A 16,989-nucleotide genomic window follows, 5' to 3' on the forward strand; every position below is an offset into this window, starting at 1 on the left:
TCTCAGGATTTGGGGAGAGGCATACCGGCGGCAGCCCGGCTCAGCCCCAGCGCATGACTGCGCACAACCACAACAGCGATAGCAGCGACGCTATCCACACGCTCCAGTCGGTCACGCCTATCACCAGCAGGTGCAGGTAGGCGCTGCCGAGCAGACCGATGAACAACCGATCACCCCGGGTGGTGGTGATCGGCAGAAAACCCTTGCGCTCGACGCACGGCCAGCGCAGCTCGACCAGCGTCATGCCGGCCAGCAGTACGGCGATGCCGGCGAAGAACAGCGCGGTTGGTAGAGTCCAGGCCATCCAGCTCATGACGAACCTCCCTTACACGCGACCGAGGGCGAAGCCCTTGGCCACGTGGTTGCGAACGAACCAGATCACCAGCATCCCCGGAAGGATGGTCAGTACCCCGGCAGCAGCCAGCACGCCCCAGTCGATGCCCGAGGCGGACACGGTACGGGTCATCACCGCCGCGATGGGCTTGGCGTCCACCGAGGTCAGGGTGCGCGCCAGCAGCAACTCGACCCAGGAGAACATGAAGCAGAAGAAGGCGGTGACGCCAATGCCGGAGCGGATCAGCGGAATGAAGATCTTCACGAAGAACTTGGGGAAACTGTAGCCGTCGATATAGGCCGTCTCATCGATTTCCTTCGGCACGCTGGACATGAAGCCTTCGAGAATCCACACCGCCAGCGGCACGTTGAACAGACAGTGCGCCAGTGCCACGGCGATATGGGTGTCGAACAGGCCGATGGACGAGTACAGCTGGAAGAACGGCAGCAGGAACACCGCTGGCGGCGCCATGCGGTTGGTCAGCAGCCAGAAGAACAGGTGTTTGTCGCCGAGGAAGCGATAGCGCGAGAAGGCATAGGCCGCCGGCAGCGCCACGCTGAGCGAGATCAGGGTGTTGAGGCTGACGTAGTACAGCGAGTTGAGGTAGCCCTCGTACCAGCTGCGGTCGGTGAAGATCACCCGGTAGTTGTCCAGGGTGAAACTCTGCGGCCACAGGCTGAGGCCACCGAGGATCTCGGTATTGCTCTTGAACGACATGTTCAGCAGCCAGTAGATCGGCACCAGCAGAAACAGGAAATAGATCAGCAGTACCAGGCGTTTGCGTAGCGTCATGGTCGGCCTCAGCGGGTTTTGTCGTCGTGGGTCATGGCGGTGTAGAACAACCAGGACACCAGCAGGATGATCAGGAAGTACACCAGCGAGAACGCCGCTGCCGGGCCCAGATCGAACTGGCCGATGGCCATTTGCGTCAGGGTCTGGCTGAGGAAGGTGGTGGCGTTGCCAGGCCCGCCGCCGGTGAGCACGAAGGGCTCGGTGTAGATCATGAAACTGTCCATGAAGCGCAGCATCACCGCGATCAGCAGCACGCTTTTCAGCTTGGGCAGCTGGATATGGCGGAACACCGCCCAGTTCGACGCGCGGTCAATGCGCGCCGCCTGGTAATAGACGTCAGGAATGGCGCGCAGGCCGGAGTAGCACAGCAGCGCCACCAGCGAGGTCCAGTGCCAGACGTCCATGATCAGCACCGTCACCCAGGCGTCCATGGTGTTGGAGGCATAGTTGTAGCTGATGCCCAGCTTGTTCAGCGCCCAGCCCATCAGGCCGATATCGGCGCGGCCGAAGATCTGCCAGATGGTGCCCACCACGTTCCACGGGATCAGCAGCGGAATGGCCATCAGGATCAGACACAGCGACGCCCAGCGCCCGCGTGTCGGCATGCACAAGGCGATGGCGATGCCCAGCGGGATCTGGATCAGCAGCACGCAGGCGGAAAAGATGAACTGGCGCAGCAGCGAGTCGTGCAGGCGCGGGTCCTGCAACACCTGGCGATACCAGTCGACGCCGACGAAGTAGCGCGTGGACGGATCGAAGATGTCCTGCACCGAATAGTTGACCACCGTCATCATCGGCACGATGGCGCTGAACGCCACCAGCAGGAATACCGGCAGCACCAGCCACCAGGCCTTGTTGTTCTGCACCCTCATGGCGCCACCTCCACCAGGTAGTCGTCGGCATAGAGCATCAGCCACTGCGCCGGGAAGCTCAGGTAGACCTGCTCGCGCGGCACGGGCTGATCCTCCTGCAGGCGCACCTTGAGCACCTGGCCGTCGAGATCGAAGGTGAGAATCTTGTAGGTGCCGAGATCCTCGACATGCAGCACCCGACCACACAGCGCGTCTTCATAGGCGCCATCCCAGAGATGCACGAACTCGGGACGGATGCCCACCTGCAGGCGCTTGCCGTCCAGCTCGGCGAGGCGCTGGTTGAGCGCGGCGGAGAGCGGCAACATCGTCCCGGCAAAACGCACGCCGCCCTCGCAGCGCTGCACCTCGATCAGGTTCATGCCCGGGCTGCCTATGAAATAGCCGACGAAGGTGTGCCCCGGGCGCTCGAACAGCTCGCGCGGCGTGCCGAACTGGACGATCTGTCCGCCATACATCACCGCGATCTTGTCGGCGAAGGTGGAGGCCTCCAGCTGATCGTGGGTGACGTAGACCATGGTGATGTTGAACTGCTCGTGGATCTGCTTGAGCTTGCGCCGCAGCTTCCATTTCAGGTGCGGGTCGATCACCGTCAGTGGCTCGTCGAAGAGGATCGCCGAGACGTCGTCACGCACCAGACCACGGCCCATGGAGACCTTCTGTTTCTCGTCGGCGGTGAGGTTGCGCGCCTTCTTGTGCAGCAGCGGATGCAGCTCCAGCACCTCGGCGATCTCGTGCACCTTGCTCATCACCCGCGCTTTGTCCATGCCCTGATTGCGCAGTGGGAAGGCCAGGTTGTCGAACACCGTCATGGTGTCGTAGACCACCGGAAACTGGAAAACCTGGGCAATGTTGCGCTCCTGCGGCGACAGCGTGTTGACCGCCTTGCCGTCGAACTGCACTTCACCCTGCGACGGGCTGAGCAGGCCGGAGATGATGTTGAGCAACGTGGACTTGCCGCAGCCTGACGGCCCCAGCAGCGCATAGGCGCCGCCCTGCTGCCAGACATGGTTCATCTCGCGAATCGCGTAGTCTTCCGGCGCCTTCGGCACGCCGCTGTAGCTGTGCGCGAGGTTGTGCAAGCGAATCTCGGCCATCAGGCAGCCCTCCCCTGGCGGCGACTGGGCGCCTGCACCAACTGCCCATCGGCGGCGAACACGAACAGCTTGTGGGTGGGGATGTAGATCAGGATCGGTGTATCCACCGCGTACTCGTGCACGCCCGGCAGATGCAGCACCAGCACGAACTGCTCGTTGCGCACATGCAGGAAGGTTTCCGAGCCGCTGATCTCGGCCAGCTCGACGGTTACCGCCAACTCCAGATCATCGTCATTGGACGGCACCAGGCCGATATGGCTGGGGCGCACGCCGAAGCGATATTCACCCTCGGCGATGCCGCGCAGATCGGGGTTGAGCGGAAAATGCACGCAATCGGCGAAGCTCACCTCAGTGCCACTGATGCGTCCAGGCAGCAGATTGATCGCCGGTTCCGAAAACAGCTCGGCGGCCAGCATCTGCTGCGGACGGTGGTAGACCTCGGCGGTCTTGCCGCTCTGCACCACCCGCCCCTCATGCAGGATGGTGGTGGTGCCACCCAGGGCCAGCGCCTCGTTGGGCTCGGTGGTGGCGTAGATGGCGATGGTGTGGCGCGCCTGGAACAGCTCGCGCATTTCCTGGCGCAGCTCCTCACGCAGCTTGTAATCGAGGTTGACCAGAGGCTCGTCGAAAAGAATCAGCGAGGCGTCCTTGACCAGCGCCCGCGCCATGGCCGTGCGCTGCTGCTGGCCGCCGGACAACTCCAGCGGGTAGCGCGACAGCAGTTTCTCTATGCGCAGCATGCGCGCGGTGGCCTCGACCTTCTCGACGATCTGCTCCTTGGCCACACCGGCCTGACGCAGCGGCGAGGCGATGTTCTCGAACACCGTCAGGGTCGGGTAGTTGATGAACTGCTGATAGACCATCGACACGTTGCGCTGGCGCACCGGCATACCCGTGACATCGGCACCGTTCATCAGCACACGGCCGCTGCTGGGCCGATCCAGACCGGCCATCAGCCGCATCAGGCTGGTCTTGCCGGCCAGGGTGCGGCCGAGCAGGACGTTGAATGAGCCGGGTTCGAAACTCAGGCAGGCATCGTCGATATGCACCTGGCCATCGACGATACGGGTGACGTGTTCGAGCTTGAGCGACATGGCCTGTCCTTTTTCTTGTCGTGCCATTCGGTTGCGAACATCGATAGCGACAAGCGTGCCAGTGCCCAAAAATCAGACGTATCTCTTTGATAGAAATCAAAAAAGCCATTCAAGCTCATTAGCACGCTGGTATTCCGCTGAACACTTTTGAACAGTCGAATGTGAACAACTGAACAATTCGTTCGTTGACTTTGAACAGGCTTGAACGAAACTGAATTGATCGCGGCGCAGATCGCGAACCAACAAGAAGAGATCATGTATGACAGAAGCTGCCCGCGCCCCGGCGCACGACACCCTCATCCAGGAGTCCTGGTCGCGCTGTCGTGACTATGGCCTGACCCATCAGAGCTCGCCGCGCTTCGACCCACCGCCTGCCGGCGAACTTTCGGCCCTGCTGGAAAGCCGCCAGGCCCTGGTGCAGACCACCCACCAGGAAGTTCTGCCCTACTACGGCACCATCCTCGCCAACTCCAACTGCCTGATCATGCTCGCCGACGAGCAGGGCCGGCTGTTGCAATCCTGGGGCGACCAGCGCTTCATCGAGCCGCGCCAGGCCGCCGGTTTCATTGCCGGCGCCAGTTGGCTGGAGCGCTACACCGGCACCAACGCCATCGGCACCGCGCTCAGTTGCGGCCAGGCCGTGCATATCCAGCACGACGAGCACTTTCTCAAGGCCAACCGTTTCATGACCGGCTCGGCCTCGCCGATCTTCGACGAGCAACGGCGCATGATCGCCGTGCTCGACGTGTCCAGCGACAGCTACCTGCCGCCGGCGCACACCCTCGGCATGGTCAAGATGATGAGCCAGTCGGTGGAGAACCGCCTGATCCTCAAGCTGTTCGCCGACCAGTATCACCTGCTCAGCTTCAACACCAGCCTCGATAACCTCGACAGCCCCTGGGCCGGCCTGGTGGTGTTCGACGAACAAGGCCACGTGGTGTCCGCCAACCGCCGCGCCGACAACCTGCTGGGCCAACCCCTGACCTACGGCGCCATCGAGCAGCTGTTCGACGTGCCGCTGCAACAGCTGCTCAACCAACCGGACGGCCAGCCCTTCAGCCTGCGCACCAGTGGCCATTTTCGCTTCCATGCTCGGGTACGTCGCCCTGCCCGACCCGCTCCGATCCAGCCTCGCGACTTCCGCCCGCAAGCTACCCAGAGAACGCCGCAAGAGCCACGCCTGCATACTCTGAGCGCTGGTGATGCGCGGATGGACAAGGTCGTGCGCCAGGCCGAACGCCTGCTGGAGAAGGACATTCCGATCCTGATTCAGGGCGAAACCGGTGCCGGCAAGGAGGTTTTCGTCAAGGCCCTGCACCAGGCCAGTTCGCGCGCCAGTCAGCCGTTCATCGCGGTCAACTGCGCGGCCATTCCGGCCGAGCTGGTGGAGTCGGAGCTGTTCGGCTACGAGAAAGGCGCCTTTACCGGCGCCAGCCAGAAGGGCCACATCGGGCTCATCCGCAAGGCGCACAAGGGCACGCTGTTTCTCGACGAGATCGGCGACATGCCGCTGCGCGTGCAGGCGCGCCTGCTGCGCGTGCTGCAGGAACGTTGCGTGCAGCCGCTGGGCAGCAGCGAGCTGCATCCGGTCGACGTGCGCCTGGTCTCTGCCACCAACCGCCCGCTGCGCCAGGATGTCGACAGCGGCCAGTTCCGCGCCGACCTGTACTACCGCATCAGCGGCCTGAACCTCGAGCTGCCGCCACTGCGCGAACGCAGCGACAAGCAGGCGCTGTTCCATAAACTGTGGGAGCAGCACCGTGAACCCCACCAGCGCGCGGGTATCAGCCGCGAGGTACTGGAGCTGTTTCAGCACCACCCCTGGCCAGGCAACCTGCGCCAACTCAGCAGCGTGCTGCGCGTGGCGCTGGCCATGGCGGACGACCAGCCCATACGCGCCGAACACCTGCCGGACGACTTCTTTCTCGACCTGCCGACGGACACGACCCTGCAAGCACACCCCGAGCCCGACGATCTGGCCAGCCAGTACCAGGCCTGCGGCGGCAACATTTCCTACCTTGCCCGCCACCTCGGTCTGAGCCGCAACACGCTGTACAAGCGCCTACGCGAACAGGGCGTCAGACCCTGACGGCACGCCGGGTCTTTATGCCCAGCCGCCAGCCCTGCTGCATGCCCGCGGCTGCCAGCAGAATGGCCGCCACACCGAGCCACTGCAGCGGGCTGAGCCAGTGATCGAAGGCCAGCCAGTCGACGAGGATCGCCGCCACCGGATAAATGAACGACAGCGCGCCGGTCAGCGCCGTCGGCAGTTTTTGGATGGCGCCGTAGAGCAGCATGTACATCAGCCCGGTATGCACCACACCCAGGGTCGCAAGGCTGGCCCAGGCCACCTCGCCCTGCGGCAGCTGATGCCCAGCCAGGGGCGCCAGCATCAGCACACCGGTCAGCAACTGGATCAGCGCGATCAGATGCGGCGGCGTAGCGCTGAGGCGTTTGACGATCAATGCCGCGACCGCATAGAGCAGCGCCGCCCCCAGCGCCAGGGCGATGCCCAGCAGGTAGTTGCCACCGGCCACCGCGCCCCGCCCGTGGGCACTGACGATGGCCAGCATGCCGATGAAAGCCAGCGCCAGCCAACCGAGCTTGAGCCAGGTGATGCGCTCGCCGAGAAACAGCGCCGCCAGGCCCACCAACATGAAAGGCTGGACGTTGTAGACCACGGTGCTGACGGCGATGGAGGCCTGCGCGTAAGAGGCGAACAACAGCAACCAGTTACCGACGATGGCCACGCCGCTGAGCACCGCCAGCAGCAATACGCGCCGCCCCAGAAGCTCGGCACGCAGCAGGCCGAGCACGGCGCAGACCAACAGCAACATGCCGCCGCCGATCAGGCAGCGCCAGAACACCACATCCACCACGGCCTGGCCGGATACCAGGACGAACCAACCGATGGTGCCGGAAATCAGCATGGCGGCGACCATTTCCAGCGAACCGCGTTTGAGGTTGTTATCCATGAGGGGAGCCTCTTCGAGAGATGACGATAATTATCCGAAGGTGCAACTTCCCTCTCCATGGAGAATCTGAGGCAGAATCCAGTCCTCGCCTTTTTTACAACGGCATATTCCGGCTTTTACCTAACGAGGCCTGCAATGACCGATGAAATCGACCAGACCCTGATCGCCGCCCTGATGGAAGACTCGCGGCGTTCACTCAAAGCCCTGGCGCAGATCAGTGGCCTGTCCTCCCCCAGCGTGGCCGAGCGGCTGCGCCGCCTGGAGGAACGCGGCGTGCTCAAGGGCTATACGGTGGAGATCGATCCGCGCCATTTCGGCTATCAGTTGCAGGCCATCGTTCGCGTGCGGCCGCTGCCCGGCAAGCTGCATGAAGTGGAGCGACTGATTCAGGCCACGCCCGAGTTCACCGAATGCGACAAGGTCACCGGCGAGGACTGCTTCGTGGCTCGCCTGCACGTGCGCTCCATGGAGCAACTGGACGAGGTGCTCGACCGCATCAACGGCTACGCCGAAACCAACACTGCCATCGTCAAGAAGACCTCGGTGCCCCGCCGCCTGCCCCCGATGAACTGACAAGGAACGATCATGCGCCCATCCCTTCGCCCCCTGCTCGTCACGCTCGGCCTTTGCCTGGGTAGCCAATCGGCCTTCGCCGAGCTGAACCAGGCCGTCGATGCTGCCGTGAAACCGATGATGCAGACCTATGCCATCCCCGGCATGGCCATCGCCATCAGCCACAAGGGCCAGCAGCATTTCTTCGAATACGGCGTCGCCTCACGTGAAAGCGGCCAGGCGGTGGATCGCCACACCCTGTTCGAACTGGGCTCGATCAGCAAACTCTTCACCGCCACCCTCGGCGCCTACGCCGAAGCGCGCGGCACGCTGAACCTCAGCGACAACGCCAGCCAATATCTGCCAGAGCTGCGCGGCACTGCCTTCGATCACATCAGCCTGCTGGATCTGGCCACCTACACCGCCGGCGGCCTGCCACTGCAATTTCCGGACGCGGTCAGCAGCGAACGGCAAATGCTCGACTACTACCGCAACTGGCAGGCGGTTTATGCGCCGGGTATGCAGCGGCTGTATTCCAACCCCAGCATCGGCCTGTTCGGCCACCTGGCAGCGGCCAGTATGGCCAAGCCGTTTCAGCAGTTGATGGAGAAGGACCTGTTGCCGCAACTGGGCATGCAGGAAAGCTACGTGCAGATACCTACCGAGCAGATGACGCGGTATGCCTGGGGCTACCGCGATGACAAGGCCGTGCGCGTGAGTCCCGGCGTGCTGGATGCCGAGGCCTACGGCTTGAAATCCACTGCCGCCGACATGCTGCGCTTCATCGACGCCAACCTGCACCCGGACAAGCTGCCCGCACCGCTGCGTCAGGCCGTCAGTTCCACCCATCGCGGTTACTACCAGGTTGCTGACATGGCCCAGGCTCTGGGCTGGGAGCGCTATGCCTACCCCATCAGCCTGACGAAGCTGCAGGCCGGCAACTCTGCAGAAATGGCGCTGCAACCCCAGCCGGTGGAGCGCTTCAGCGTGCCCAAGCCAGCCGAAGGTGACCTGCTGCTGAACAAGACCGGCTCGACCAACGGTTTCGGCGCCTACATTCTGCTGCTACCGGCGCGCGATACCGGTCTGGTGATACTCGCCAACCGTAACTATCCCAATGCCGAGCGCGTGCGCCTGGCGTTGCAATTGCTCGAGAGCCTCGAACCCTAGGCTGTTTTGCAAGGCATCGGTGCGCAGGATGCGTACCTTACGCTTACAGACTGCGCGCGATCACCATCCGCTGCACATCGCTGGTGCCTTCGTAGATCTGGCAGACGCGCACGTCGCGGTAGATGCGCTCGACCGGGAAATCTTTCAGGTAGCCATAACCGCCTAGCGTCTGGATCGCCGCCGAACACACCCGCTCGGCCATCTCCGAGGCGAACAGCTTGGCCATCGACGCCTCGGTCAGGCATGGCTGGCCTGCCTCACGCAGGCTCGCCGCGTGGTGCACCATCTGCCGCGCCACGGCGATCTGCGTGGCCATGTCGGCCAGGCGAAACGCCACCGCCTGGTGTTCGATGATCGGCTTGCCGAAGGTCACCCGCTCGTGGGCGTAATCACGCGCCGCCTCGAACGCGGCGCGGGCCATGCCCACTGATTGCGCAGCGATGCCGATGCGCCCACCTTCCAGGTTGGCCAGGGCAATGCGATAGCCTTCGCCCTCCTCACCCAGGCGCAGGTCGGCCGGAATGCGCACGTCGTCGAGTTGGAGCTGGCAGGTGTCGGAGGCGTGCTGACCGAGCTTGTCCTCGACCCGCACCACCGAGAACCCTGGCGTGTCGGTGGGTACGATAAAGGCGCTGATGCCCTTCTTGCCGGCTTGCGGATCGGTGACGGCGAACACGATGACCATGCCGGCATGGCTGCCGGAGGTGATGAACTGCTTGGCGCCACTCAGCACGTAGTGATCGCCATCGCGCCGGGCGCGGGTGCGTAGATCGCTGGCGTCGGAGCCGGCCTGCGGCTCGGTCAGGGCGAAGGCACCGAGCATGCTGCCCTCGGCCAGCGGACGGAGAAAACGCTGTTTCTGCGCCTCGCTGCCGTATTTGAGGATCGGCATGCAGCCCACCGAGTTGTGCACGCTCATGATGGTAGAACAGGCGCCGTCGCCCGCGGCGATCTCCTCCAGGGCCATGGCGTAGGCCAGATGACCCGTTTCGGCACCGCCCCACTGCTGCGGCACCAGCATGCCCATAAAGCCCAACTGGCCCATCTCGGCGATGGCCTCGGCAGGGAAGCGATGCTCGCGGTCCCAGTCGGCGGCGAAGGGCTTAAGCCGTTCCTGGGCGAACTGGCGGGCCATGTCGCGGATCAGTAGTTGTTCTTCGTTGGGCAGCATGGCTGGCTCCGATAATGCGGGTTGATCAATGACAGGACCGCTCGGATGTCGCGGGGCCGTCTAGGCCATGCGCACCGAGAGTATTTTCCGTAGTCAGCGGTGCGCACGGCGCACCCTACGTACCGAAGGCGATTCGTAGGGTGTGCGGCGCCGCCCGGGTCGTGCGCATCAATGGTTTTTGCTTCACAACCTTTCGATGGCCACCGCGGTGGCCTCGCCGCCGCCGATGCACACGGAGGCCACGCCACGCTTGAGTCCGTACTGGCTCAGGGCATTGAGCAGGGTCACCAGCACGCGCGCACCGGAGGCGCCGATGGGGTGGCCGAGGGCGCAGGCGCCGCCGTGCACGTTGAGCTTGGCGTGGGGGATCTCCAGGTCGCGCATGGCCACCATGGGCACCACCGCGAAGGCCTCGTTGATCTCGTACAGGTCCACTTCGTTCAGGCTCCAGCCGCTGCGTGCCAGCACGCGCTGGATCGCGGTGACCGGCGCGGTGGTGAACAGGTTCGGCGCCTGGGCATGGCCGGCATGGGCGACGATGCGCGCCAGCGGACTCAGGCCTCGCCGCTCGGCCTCGGACTGGCGCATCAGCAGCAGGGCCGCAGCGCCGTCGGAAATCGAGCTGGAGTTGGCCGCGGTCACCGTGCCGCCGTCGCGGAACGCCGGCTTGAGCGTGGGAATCTTCTCCGGCCTGGCCTTGGGCGGCTGCTCGTCGGCGGCGATCAGGCGCCGCTCGCGCCCGGCAGGAGCCTCGAGCGCGACGATCTCGTCGGCAAAATGGCCGGCCTCCATCGCCTGCTGCGCCCGGCGCAGCGACTCCAGGGCGTAGGCGTCCTGCTCCTGGCGGGTAAAGCCGTAGCTCTGCGCGCAGTCCTCGGCGAAGGTGCCCATCAGCCGTCCGCGCTCGTAGGCGTCTTCCAGGCCGTCGAGGAACATATGGTCGAGCACCTGGCCGTGGCCCATGCGATAGCCCGCGCGGGCGCGCTGTAGCAGGTACGGCGCGTTGGACATGCTTTCCATGCCGCCGGCCACCAGCACCTCGGCGCTGCCAGCCAGCAGTTGGTCGTGGCCGAGCATCAGCGCCTGCATGCCCGAGCCGCACATCTTGTTCAGCGTGGTGCATTGCGCCGCCTGGCTCAGGCCCGCGCCGAGCGCCGCCTGGCGCGCCGGGGCCTGGCCCTGACCGGCCTGCAGCACGCAGCCCATCAGCACGGCATCCACCGCCTCGGCCGCGAGTCCGGCGCGCTGCAGGGTGGCGCGAATGGCGGCGGCGCCCAGTTCGGCGGCGGACAGGCCGGCCAGGTCACCGAGAAAACCGCCCATGGGAGTTCGGGCGGCGCTGACGATCACGACCGGATCGGTTGCAGACATGGTTGTCTCCTGAAAGTCGTTGGTGTGCCATGGATTGCGGCCAGGTCGATCAGCTCACCCCGGGCGGATGCAATCCGGGTCATGTGTCGGTTACTTCGCCGCCATACGCAGCGCGCCATCGAGGCGGATCACCTCGCCGTTGAGCATGGGGTTCTCGACGATGTGGCGCACCAGCGCGGCGTATTCCTCGGGGCGGCCCAGGCGCGGCGGGAACGGCACGCCGGCGGCCAGCGAGTCGCGCACCTCCTGCGGCATGCCGGCCATCATCGGCGTCTCGAAGATGCCCGGGGCGATGCACATCACGCGGATGCCCGAGCGCGCCAGCTCGCGCGCCGCCGGCAGGGTCATGGCGGCCACCCCGCCCTTGGAGGCGGCATAGGCGGCCTGACCGATCTGCCCGTCGAAAGCCGCCACCGAAGCGGTATTGACGATCACCCCGCGCTCGCCCTCGGCATTCGGCGGGTTCTGCGCCATGGCCTCGGCGGCCAGGCGTAGCAGGTTGAAACTACCGACCAGGTTGACCTCGACGGTGCGGCGGAAGCTGTCCAGGCCATGCACGCCACTGCGCCCCAGGACCTTCTCGGCCGGTGCGATACCGGCGCAGTTGACCAGCCCGTGCACGGCGCCAAAGGCTTCCAGTGCCTGCGCCACGGCCACACGGCCATCCTCCTCGCGGATGATGTCGGCCTGCACGAAGCGGGCGCCCTCGCCCAGCTCTGCGGCAGCGCGCTGCCCCGCTTCGGCATTGATGTCCAGCAGCAGCACCTTGCCGCCCTGGCCGAGCAGCTGACGGGCAGCGGCCAGGCCCAGGCCGGAGCCGCCACCGGTGATCAGAAATACGGAATCTTCGATACGCATAGCACGCTCCAGCAACGAGTCAGAACCATGCTCGCGCCGAGCGCCGCCGTCGACAATGGCGAAAGTCGTCTATCGCTCTGAGCGCTTTGGACAATCGGGCGTCGGGTGTATCAGCGCGCGGTACTGCCCCGGCGTAGAGCCGGTCCACTTCTTGAACGCCTTGTAGAAGGCGCTGATGTCGGCGAAACCGAGCACGCCGGCCAGCTCGACGAAATCGCCCTCGCCGGCATCCAAGCGGGTGATAGCCAGTTCGCGCCGCACCTGATCCTTGAGCCCCTGGTACGACTGGCCCTCCTGGGCCAACTTGCGGCGCAGGGTCGAGGGCGCCATGTAGAAATGGCTGCTGAGCGCCTCGAAGTCGGGCCAGCGTGCGGCGCTCAGCGAGCGCAGATAGGCACGGATACGCGCCCCCAGGCTTTGCGGGTCGCGGTAGCGCACCAGGATATTGGCTGGTGCGCCGGCCAGAAAGCGCTTCAGTTCGCGCTCGCTGCGGCGCACCGGCTGCGCCAGGCAGTCGGCGTTGAACAGCAGGCGGCTGGAGGGGCGCTCGAAGCGCAGGTTGTCGCAGAACATCACCCGGTAGTCCTCGAGATAGCCCGGCGCGGGACAGCGCAGGTCGATGCCGAGGATCGGCAGGCGCCGGCCGGCCAGCCAGCACAGCAGGCCATGCACCATCAGCCACAGGGTGAAGTAGGCGAAGGCCCGACTGTGCTGGCCGTCCGGCTCGTCCAGGGCGATTTCGGCCAGGCTGCCCTGCTGCACCAGACGCGGGCTGAGGCCGTCGAAGACCAGTCCGCAGAAGGCCAGCACCCGTTCCAGCGCCGCGCCCAGGGTGGGCTCGCGCAGGGCGATGGCAGCCATGAAGGCGAAGCTGCCGGCCTTCATGCGCCGGGCGTTCATGCCGAAGAACTCGTCGTCCATGCTCGCCGCCAGGGCGCGCCAGAGCTGCCCGTAGAGCGCCGAAGGCACACGCCCGTAGGGGCGCTCCAGCGCCTGTGCAGGCAGGCCGACGCGCTCCAGCAGCGCCGCCACGTCGAGCCCGCGGCGGCGCGCCTCGAGCAACGCCTCGCCGACCAGTTGTACCGAGATGGTGCCCTTCTCCACTGCCATGCCGCCCCGCGTCAGCCCCGTCCTGCAACGCGGGCCAGTTTGCCTGCGCCGCCGACGCGAGGCCAGCCGCTCAGCGGCCGACCAGGCGCAGCGGCGGTGCCAGCTCGGCCTGCATCAGTTCGCGCATGCGAAACTTCTGCACCTTGCCGGTTACGGTCATGGGGAATTCCTCGACGAAGCGGAAATGGCGCGGCACCTTGAAGTGGGCGATGCGCCCCTTGCAGTACTCGGCGAGCGCCTCGGCGGTGAGGACCTGATCCGGGTGCAGCTTGACCCAGGCGGCCACTTCCTCGCCGTACTTGCTGTCGGGAATGCCGATCACCTGCACGTCGGCCACCGCCGGGTGGCCGAACAGGAACTCCTCGATCTCGCGCGGGTACACGTTCTCGCCTCCGCGGATGATCATGTCCTTGTTGCGCCCTACGATGCTCAGGTAGCCCGCCTCGTCCATCACCGCCAGGTCGCCGGTGTGCATCCAGCGCGCGCCGTCGATCGCCTCGGCGGTGGCCTCGGGGTTGTTCCAGTAACCGAGCATCACGCTGTAGCCGCGGGTGCACAGCTCGCCGATCTGCCCGCGCGCGACGATGCGCCCGTGCTCATCGACCACCTTGCTCTCCAGGTGCGGCTGAGTACGTCCGACGCTGGCCACGCGGCGCTGCAGGTCGTCGTCCGCCGCGGTCTGGGTCGACACCGGGCTGGTCTCGGTCATGCCGTAGGCGATCTGCACCTCGGCCATGTGCATCTCGCCGATCACCCGCTTCATCACCTCGATCGGGCAGGTCGCCCCGGCCATGATTCCTGTGCGTAGGCTGGACAGATCGAATTCGGCGCGGCGCGGGTGATCCAGCTCGGCGATGAACATGGTGGGCACGCCATACAGCACCGTGGCGCGCTCCTCGGCCACCGCCTGCAGGGTGCTCAGCGGCTCGAAGGCCGGGCCGGGATAGATCATGGTGCTGCCGTGGGTCATGCAACCGAGATTGCCCATCACCATGCCGAAACAGTGGTACAGCGGCACCGGGATCACCATGCGGTCCTGTTCGCTCAGCCCCAGACTCTCGCCGACCATGTAGCCGTTGTTGAGGATGTTGTAGTGGCTCAGCGTCGCACCCTTGGGAAAGCCGGTAGTGCCCGAGGTGTACTGGATGTTGATCGGGTCGTCGAACTGCAACTGGGCCTGACGACGACGCAGCACGTCGCGCGAGATCTGCCCGGCCAGGCCAAGCAGCTTGGCCCAGCCGAGCATCCCGGCGGTCGGCGTGCGCCCCAGGCTGATCACTCCGCGCAGGTCGGCAAGCCGCGTGGCATGCAGCCCACCGGGCGGGCTATCGGCCAACTCCGGGATCAGCTCGGCGAGCATGGCGTGGTAGTCGGAACTCTTGAACTGCTCGGCACAAATCAGCCAGCGGCAGCCGGACTGCTTCAGTACGTACTCCAGCTCGCTAAGACGGTAGGCCGGATTGATGTTGACCAGGATCGCGCCGACCTTCGCCATGGCGAACTGAGCGATGCACCACTCGGCGCAGTTCGGTGCCCAGATGCCGACCCGATCGCCCGGCAGCAGGCCGAGGGCGAGCAGGCCGCGGGCGCAGCCCTCGACTACCTCGGCTAGTTCGCCCCAGCTGTAACGAAGACTCTGATGGCGCACTACTAGCGCCTCTCTGCGTGCGTGCAGGCGCACCGTAGCGTCGAAGGCTTCGCCTATGGTCATGGCCAGCAGGGGGTTGTCCTGCGGGCCGCGGGTGTAGCTGAGCTGAGTCATGTCGGTACCCATTTGTTGTGCTTGTTATGGGGAATCCGCGAGCGCGGAGATCGCCGGCACTCCCAACAGGAAGCATGCCAAGGAGACGCAAGCCGTCTGTTCCCAGCGCCTGCTACCGCTGCGCGGTTTCAATCGGAGCGGTGCAGCTGTCTCGTTTTGCGACAGCTGTATGTCTTCGATACAGCCTGGCCAGCCCCGCGACCGCCAGCGGAAGCCCGCAGACGCAATCTGGCACGGCCTTGCCGGCACTGGCACAGGCGTTGCTCAAGCCCCGACACAAAACCACAACAAGAGGCTTCGTCCATGGAAACCCTACCGCTACACCGCAAAACCCTCGATTTCCTTGCCCGACCGCAACGCATGCTGATCGGCGCCCAGTGGCTGGATGCCGCCAACGGCAATAGCCTGCAGGTGCGCAACCCGGCCACCGGCGAGCCGCTGGCCAGCGTCCCCTCGGCCAGCGCCGCGGACGTGGACCGCGCCGTGCAGGCCGCCCGCACTGCCTTCTACGACTCCGCCTGGAGCCGCACCCGCCCGCGCGAACGGCAGAACCTGCTGTGGCGCCTGGCCGACCTGATCGAGCGTGACGCCGACGTGCTGGCCGAGCTGGAATGCCTGAACAATGGCAAGAGCGCCCAGGTCGCCCGCGCTATGGACGTACAACTGTGCATCGACTTCCTGCGCTACATGGCCGGCTGGGCCACCAAGATCGAAGGCAGCACGGTTGAGCCATCTCTGCCATTGATGCCGAACGAGGATTTCCACGCCTATATCCGCCGCGAGGCGGTGGGCGTAGTGGGCGCCATCGTGGCCTGGAATTTTCCGCTGCTGCTGGCCTGCTGGAAGCTCGGTCCGGCGCTGGCCAGCGGCTGCACCCTGGTGCTCAAACCGGCCGACGAAACCCCGCTGAGCGCGCTGAAACTGGCCGAGCTTGTTCTGGAGGCTGGGTACCCGGCCGGGGTGTTCAACGTGGTCACCGGCACCGGCCTGAACGCCGGCGCCGCGCTGTCCAGCCACCCCGGAGTGGACAAGCTGACCTTCACCGGCTCCACCGAGGTGGGCAAGCAGATCGGCAAGGCGGCCATGGACAACATGACCCGCGTGACCCTGGAGCTGGGCGGCAAATCGCCGACCATCGTGCTGGCTGATGCCGACCTGCAGCAGGCCGCCGCCGGGGCCGCCAGCGCCATCTTCTTCAACCAGGGCCAGGTGTGCTGCGCCGGCTCGCGCCTGTACGTGCAGCGCAAGCACTTCGACAACGTGGTGGCCGACATCGCCGCCATCGCCAACGGCATGAAGCTGGGCAACGGCCTCGACCCCAGCGTGCAGATGGGCCCGCTGATCTCCGCCAAGCAGCAGGATCGGGTCACCGGCTACATCAACCTGGGCCGCGAGCTTGGCTCCACCGTCGCCTGCGGCGGCGAAGGCTTCGGCCCCGGCTACTTCGTTCAGCCGACGGTGCTGGTGGACGTCGACCAGCGCCACCGCCTGGTCCAGGAGGAAATCTTCGGCCCGGTGCTGGTGGCCATGCCCTTCGACGATATCGACGAGGTGGTGCGCCTGGCCAACGACAACCCCTATGGCCTGGGCGCCAGCATCTGGTCCAACGACCTCGGCGCGGTGCACCGGATGATTCCGCGCATCCGCTCCGGCTCGGTGTGGGTCAACTGCCACAGCGCCCTCGACCCGGCCCTGCCGTTCGGCGGCCACAAACTCTCCGGCATCGGCCGCGAGATGGGCGCCGCCGCCATCGAGCACTACACCGAACTGAAGACGGTGATGATCAAGCTGTGAGTTTTACGGGTGGGGGGCTGTCCCGAGCGGCCCTCCGCCC

At 65.5% G+C, this 16,989-nt stretch carries 15 protein-coding genes; 4 read left to right on the forward strand and 11 right to left on the reverse strand.

Going from position 1 to position 16,989, the window contains the following annotated elements:
* Positions 1-40 precede the first annotated feature (40 nt).
* The 5 genes from BLT86_RS07290 to BLT86_RS07310 are packed head-to-tail and all read right to left on the reverse strand — an operon-like array spanning position 41 to position 4,186.
* A complete protein-coding gene (locus BLT86_RS07290) occupies positions 41-313 on the reverse strand; it encodes a DUF2160 domain-containing protein (RefSeq protein ID WP_003459912.1) in 273 nt (90 codons plus the stop codon).
* 12 nt (positions 314-325) lie between these two features.
* Positions 326-1,126 carry a carbohydrate ABC transporter permease gene (locus tag BLT86_RS07295; protein WP_017676715.1) on the reverse strand — a complete coding sequence of 267 codons (801 nt, stop codon included), beginning with the start codon at positions 1,124-1,126 and terminating at the stop codon, positions 326-328.
* Between the two features lie 8 nt (positions 1,127-1,134).
* The gene (locus BLT86_RS07300) at positions 1,135-1,998 is read right to left on the reverse strand and encodes a carbohydrate ABC transporter permease (protein WP_017676714.1); all 864 of its coding nucleotides are present in this window, start codon (positions 1,996-1,998) and stop codon (positions 1,135-1,137) included.
* Positions 1,995-3,092 carry an ABC transporter ATP-binding protein gene (locus BLT86_RS07305; RefSeq protein WP_092375704.1) on the reverse strand — a complete coding sequence of 366 codons (1,098 nt, stop codon included), beginning with the start codon at positions 3,090-3,092 and terminating at the stop codon, positions 1,995-1,997. The genes BLT86_RS07300 and BLT86_RS07305 overlap by 4 nt, the downstream gene beginning before the upstream one ends.
* On the reverse strand, positions 3,092-4,186 hold the full coding sequence (locus BLT86_RS07310) for an ABC transporter ATP-binding protein (RefSeq protein WP_092375708.1): 1,095 nt from the start codon (positions 4,184-4,186) through the stop codon (positions 3,092-3,094). Before BLT86_RS07310 ends, BLT86_RS07305 begins: the two co-directional genes overlap by 1 nt.
* A gap of 259 nt (positions 4,187-4,445) precedes the next feature.
* Between BLT86_RS07310 and BLT86_RS07315 the strand changes: the two genes are divergently transcribed.
* Positions 4,446-6,275 carry a sigma-54-dependent Fis family transcriptional regulator gene (locus BLT86_RS07315; RefSeq protein ID WP_092375710.1) on the forward strand — a complete coding sequence of 610 codons (1,830 nt, stop codon included), beginning with the start codon at positions 4,446-4,448 and terminating at the stop codon, positions 6,273-6,275.
* On the opposite strand, the gene BLT86_RS07320 is transcribed toward BLT86_RS07315, so the two are convergent.
* Entirely contained in the window at positions 6,265-7,161 is an 897-nt protein-coding gene (locus tag BLT86_RS07320) for a DMT family transporter (protein ID WP_075748008.1), read from the reverse strand. The genes BLT86_RS07315 and BLT86_RS07320 overlap by 11 nt on opposite strands.
* Before the next feature lie 135 nt (positions 7,162-7,296).
* On the opposite strand from BLT86_RS07320, the gene BLT86_RS07325 reads away from it, so the two are divergent.
* A complete protein-coding gene (locus tag BLT86_RS07325) occupies positions 7,297-7,734 on the forward strand; it encodes an Lrp/AsnC family transcriptional regulator (protein ID WP_017676709.1) in 438 nt (145 codons plus the stop codon).
* Between the two features lie 12 nt (positions 7,735-7,746).
* A complete protein-coding gene (gene ampC, locus BLT86_RS07330; protein ID WP_092375715.1) occupies positions 7,747-8,883 on the forward strand; it encodes a class C beta-lactamase in 1,137 nt (378 codons plus the stop codon).
* A gap of 43 nt (positions 8,884-8,926) precedes the next feature.
* Here the strand turns inward: ampC and BLT86_RS07335 are convergent, their stop codons facing one another.
* The 5 genes from BLT86_RS07335 to BLT86_RS07355 all read right to left on the reverse strand — a co-directional run bounded on the left by BLT86_RS07335 (position 8,927) and on the right by BLT86_RS07355 (position 15,155).
* Entirely contained in the window at positions 8,927-10,054 is a 1,128-nt protein-coding gene (locus BLT86_RS07335; RefSeq protein ID WP_092375717.1) for an acyl-CoA dehydrogenase family protein, read from the reverse strand.
* Between the two features lie 183 nt (positions 10,055-10,237).
* The gene (locus tag BLT86_RS07340) at positions 10,238-11,425 is read right to left on the reverse strand and encodes an acetyl-CoA C-acyltransferase (protein ID WP_092375720.1); all 1,188 of its coding nucleotides are present in this window, start codon (positions 11,423-11,425) and stop codon (positions 10,238-10,240) included.
* Positions 11,426-11,515: 90 nt separating this feature from the next.
* Complete coding sequence (locus BLT86_RS07345) at positions 11,516-12,283, reverse strand: 3-hydroxyacyl-CoA dehydrogenase (RefSeq protein ID WP_092375723.1); 768 nt, start codon at positions 12,281-12,283, stop codon at positions 11,516-11,518.
* A gap of 69 nt (positions 12,284-12,352) precedes the next feature.
* Positions 12,353-13,393, reverse strand: coding sequence for an AraC family transcriptional regulator (locus BLT86_RS07350; protein ID WP_092375726.1), 1,041 nt, complete (start codon positions 13,391-13,393; stop codon positions 12,353-12,355).
* A 70-nt stretch (positions 13,394-13,463) separates the two neighbouring features.
* Positions 13,464-15,155 (reverse strand): AMP-binding protein, encoded by a 1,692-nt coding sequence (locus BLT86_RS07355; protein WP_092380351.1) that lies wholly within the window; start codon positions 15,153-15,155, stop codon positions 13,464-13,466.
* A 303-nt stretch (positions 15,156-15,458) separates the two neighbouring features.
* Here BLT86_RS07355 and BLT86_RS07360 point away from each other — a divergent pair, with 303 nt between their 5' ends.
* Positions 15,459-16,949 (forward strand): aldehyde dehydrogenase family protein, encoded by a 1,491-nt coding sequence (locus BLT86_RS07360; protein WP_092375729.1) that lies wholly within the window; start codon positions 15,459-15,461, stop codon positions 16,947-16,949.
* Positions 16,950-16,989 lie beyond the last annotated feature (40 nt).

Origin of the sequence: Pseudomonas sihuiensis, from assembly GCF_900106015.1 — a bacterium.
GTDB classification, from domain to species: Bacteria; Pseudomonadota; Gammaproteobacteria; order Pseudomonadales; family Pseudomonadaceae; genus Aquipseudomonas; species Aquipseudomonas sihuiensis.

Excerpts from the sequence above, each read along its gene's own strand:
- BLT86_RS07355 (WP_092380351.1), bottom strand. The coding sequence starts at position 15,155 with ATGACTCAGCTCAGCTACACCCGCGGCCCGCAGGACAACCCCCTGCTG.
- BLT86_RS07350 (WP_092375726.1), bottom strand. The coding sequence starts at position 13,393 with ATGGCAGTGGAGAAGGGCACCATCTCGGTACAACTGGTCGGCGAGGCG.
- BLT86_RS07310 (WP_092375708.1), bottom strand. The coding sequence starts at position 4,186 with ATGTCGCTCAAGCTCGAACACGTCACCCGTATCGTCGATGGCCAGGTG.
- BLT86_RS07305 (WP_092375704.1), bottom strand. The coding sequence starts at position 3,092 with ATGGCCGAGATTCGCTTGCACAACCTCGCGCACAGCTACAGCGGCGTG.
- BLT86_RS07290 (WP_003459912.1), bottom strand. The coding sequence starts at position 313 with ATGAGCTGGATGGCCTGGACTCTACCAACCGCGCTGTTCTTCGCCGGC.
- BLT86_RS07295 (WP_017676715.1), bottom strand. The coding sequence starts at position 1,126 with ATGACGCTACGCAAACGCCTGGTACTGCTGATCTATTTCCTGTTTCTG.
- BLT86_RS07345 (WP_092375723.1), bottom strand. The coding sequence starts at position 12,283 with ATGCGTATCGAAGATTCCGTATTTCTGATCACCGGTGGCGGCTCCGGC.
- ampC (WP_092375715.1), top strand. The coding sequence starts at position 7,747 with ATGCGCCCATCCCTTCGCCCCCTGCTCGTCACGCTCGGCCTTTGCCTG.
- BLT86_RS07320 (WP_075748008.1), bottom strand. The coding sequence starts at position 7,161 with ATGGATAACAACCTCAAACGCGGTTCGCTGGAAATGGTCGCCGCCATG.
- BLT86_RS07315 (WP_092375710.1), top strand. The coding sequence starts at position 4,446 with ATGACAGAAGCTGCCCGCGCCCCGGCGCACGACACCCTCATCCAGGAG.
- BLT86_RS07300 (WP_017676714.1), bottom strand. The coding sequence starts at position 1,998 with ATGAGGGTGCAGAACAACAAGGCCTGGTGGCTGGTGCTGCCGGTATTC.
- BLT86_RS07325 (WP_017676709.1), top strand. The coding sequence starts at position 7,297 with ATGACCGATGAAATCGACCAGACCCTGATCGCCGCCCTGATGGAAGAC.
- BLT86_RS07340 (WP_092375720.1), bottom strand. The coding sequence starts at position 11,425 with ATGTCTGCAACCGATCCGGTCGTGATCGTCAGCGCCGCCCGAACTCCC.
- BLT86_RS07360 (WP_092375729.1), top strand. The coding sequence starts at position 15,459 with ATGGAAACCCTACCGCTACACCGCAAAACCCTCGATTTCCTTGCCCGA.
- BLT86_RS07335 (WP_092375717.1), bottom strand. The coding sequence starts at position 10,054 with ATGCTGCCCAACGAAGAACAACTACTGATCCGCGACATGGCCCGCCAG.